The sequence below is a fragment of the Iodobacter arcticus genome, assembly GCF_042664895.1.
GTDB lineage: Bacteria > Pseudomonadota > Gammaproteobacteria > Burkholderiales > Chitinibacteraceae > Iodobacter > Iodobacter arcticus.
Genome location: NZ_JBHTBQ010000041.1, coordinates 1 through 2450, shown reverse-complemented (window position 1 = coordinate 2450; position 2450 = coordinate 1). Strand labels below are relative to the sequence as shown.

Below are 2450 nucleotides of genomic sequence, written 5' to 3'. Positions count from 1 at the left end.
TTTAGCCGGATATAGCCGCCACCTGCCGTGACTAAGATTTCATCTTTAGCCGAAACACTGAGCAGCCCCTTGCAAGCCGTCACTTTTAGGTCTTTATCGCCGGTAATTTCAATATCGTCACTTTGCGCTTGCAGCTGGATTTTGCCTTTGGCGGCGATTAGTTTGAGGGTGACTTTATCTTTTACCCCAGCCACAAACAGGCTGATATGTTGGCCTACGTTGTGTATCCAGCGGCGGCCAGAGGTTTGATTGCTGTCTCTTTGGGCGATCAAATCTAGATTGGTGCCAGCTGCGATGGTTTGGCTTTGTGGGCTGGTGATGGCTACGCCGTCTTCCCCGTGTAGCAGGATAATGTTCTGCTGGCCTGCCTGATCTTTGGATTTGCTCTTGCCGTCTTTGTCGGTATTGCTGCCTGCTGCAAAACTCTTGCTAGCGTGCACGTGGTGGGAAAGATGACCGGTGCTGGCTTTGCTGCCTGCGCTATTGTCGGCCTCAACGGTTTTGCCCTCGTCGCCAGTTTCTATGGTGTCAGCGAGCTGGTTGGTCGCCGTTTCGCCTAGGCTTTGTGCCAGCGCAAGTGCCGATTCAAGCTGGCTTTGCGCGGGTGTGTGGTCGAGTTGCTTGCCCGATGCGCCGCTTTTGGCTTCGGTGCTGATCAGCAAACCATTGGCGCGAATTGCGCCTTGGTTATCGGTGCGCAGCTCAAAGCCTTCGCCGCGTGGCTCACCCTTACCATCCGTTCTAGGATGGATCAGATAGCCAAGGTTAAGTTGGGTTTTGCCGTGCTCGCTCGATAGCTTGGTGCGCACTTCTCCCTTGGTGTCATCAAACAGCAGCTCGCCGTATTGGCCGCCTTCATGCTCTTTGGTTTTGATGCCGGATAGCGTTTTATTGGCGGGCAATGCGCCAGCACCGCTAAACGCGGGCACTGAATGGCTTCCGTTATAAACAGTGCCAGTGACTACGGGGCGGTCGATGTCGCCCTCTATAAAGCTTACGGTCACTTCCATTCCCACCCTAGGGATAAACTGATGCCCCCAACCCGCACCTGCCGATGGCGCGGCGACGCGAACCCAGCAGGAAGATTTATCGTCTAGGTTGGCGCCAAACTCTGGATGTTCGGCAGCTCGCTGCCAGTGAAATTCTATTTTTATGCGCCCGTGCTCGTCGGTGTGCACCTCTGATCCAGCAGGGCCGACTACCGTGGCGGTTTGCAAGCCAAGGCTGGTGGGCTTGGTGAACTCTTGCTCGCCCAGATGGCTAAGCACTGGCTGGCCACGCCTTTGGGCAGTGAAGTCGGCTTGGTAAAGCGCGTTATCCTTGGCTGAAGCGGCAAGCAGGCTGGGTGCAACTAAGCTGAGCTGCTGGGTTAAATCTGCTGGCAGATTATTGTTTGCGGTGAACTTAAGCTCGGTAACAGCGAATTCGCGCTGCTCGGCAGAGTCCCACTCATGGGCTGGGTGGTCTTCTAATCGGAACCATTGCCCTGCTTGCAGGCTACGTAATGTGCCAGAGCCAGAAAACGATTTCTTTTGCCCGTCTAAAGCATCCTGTCGCAGCTTGGCATCTTGATTAAGTTCGTCTAAATCACTGGCGTAGTAATGCGCTTGTGGGTCGTAATATTCCAAGCTGGACTGGATTTGCTGCCCGCCATCGCCCTGATCAACCGCGCTATCGCTTAAGCTGTGACTGGTGCTACTGGCTTTGTAGTCAAAGCTGGCTAGGGAAACCGAACTGCTGCCGATTTGCCGCTGGGTGTTCCATGTGGTGAGTGAATCCCTTTTTTCTGTAGCATCCGAGCGGTGGAATCTCACCGCGGATTCTGCAGCTTCGGGCAAGGCAAAGGCATCATCAAATACAATAAGTTGAACTTGAGGCGTGTCTCCGGCCAGATGCTCGAAACGCCATGCCAAGCCACTTTCTTTCATTAATCTGCACAGAAACGCAAAATCGTCTTCTCGGTATTGCAAGCAATAAGAGCGCGGCGGGTAATCGCCTGATAATTTGAAATCCAGCGTTTGCACTGAAGCAAATACAGGGTTTTTAGCCTGATGCTCGGCCAGTACCTGTTTCACAATATCAACGGCGGATAAATCCTGAAAAACGCGAGAAGTGCGTCGGTATCTGAGCAGCGCAAAAGGTGGCTCTACGGTGATGGAATATTTAGCAAAGCCGCCATCCGAGCCTAAAAGCTGCGCCTGCGAGATCACGCCACAGCGCTCGATCGCGTCACCATTGGCATCTGCCACCGCCAGCACAATCGGCAGGCCAAGCAGCGATTTAAGCTCTACAGCGCCATCGGGGGACAAGCAATCGATCTGATAACGGTAAGCCTGATTAATCCCCTCGCTGCCCGTCACATGCTGAGGTAATAGCTGCTCGCCCCAAGCCGCACCATCACCTAATTGGAGAGAAACAAGACGCTGATCTTGATTAAAAGCGGCGGCAAA

General features: G+C 53.8%; 1 protein-coding gene. It reads right to left on the bottom strand.

Annotation, left to right across the window (positions count from 1 at the left end; translation table 11 throughout):
- A partial coding sequence (locus tag ACFQNF_RS17460) for a type VI secretion system Vgr family protein (RefSeq protein WP_380189193.1) occupies positions 1-2450 on the bottom strand: 2450 nt, incomplete at both ends.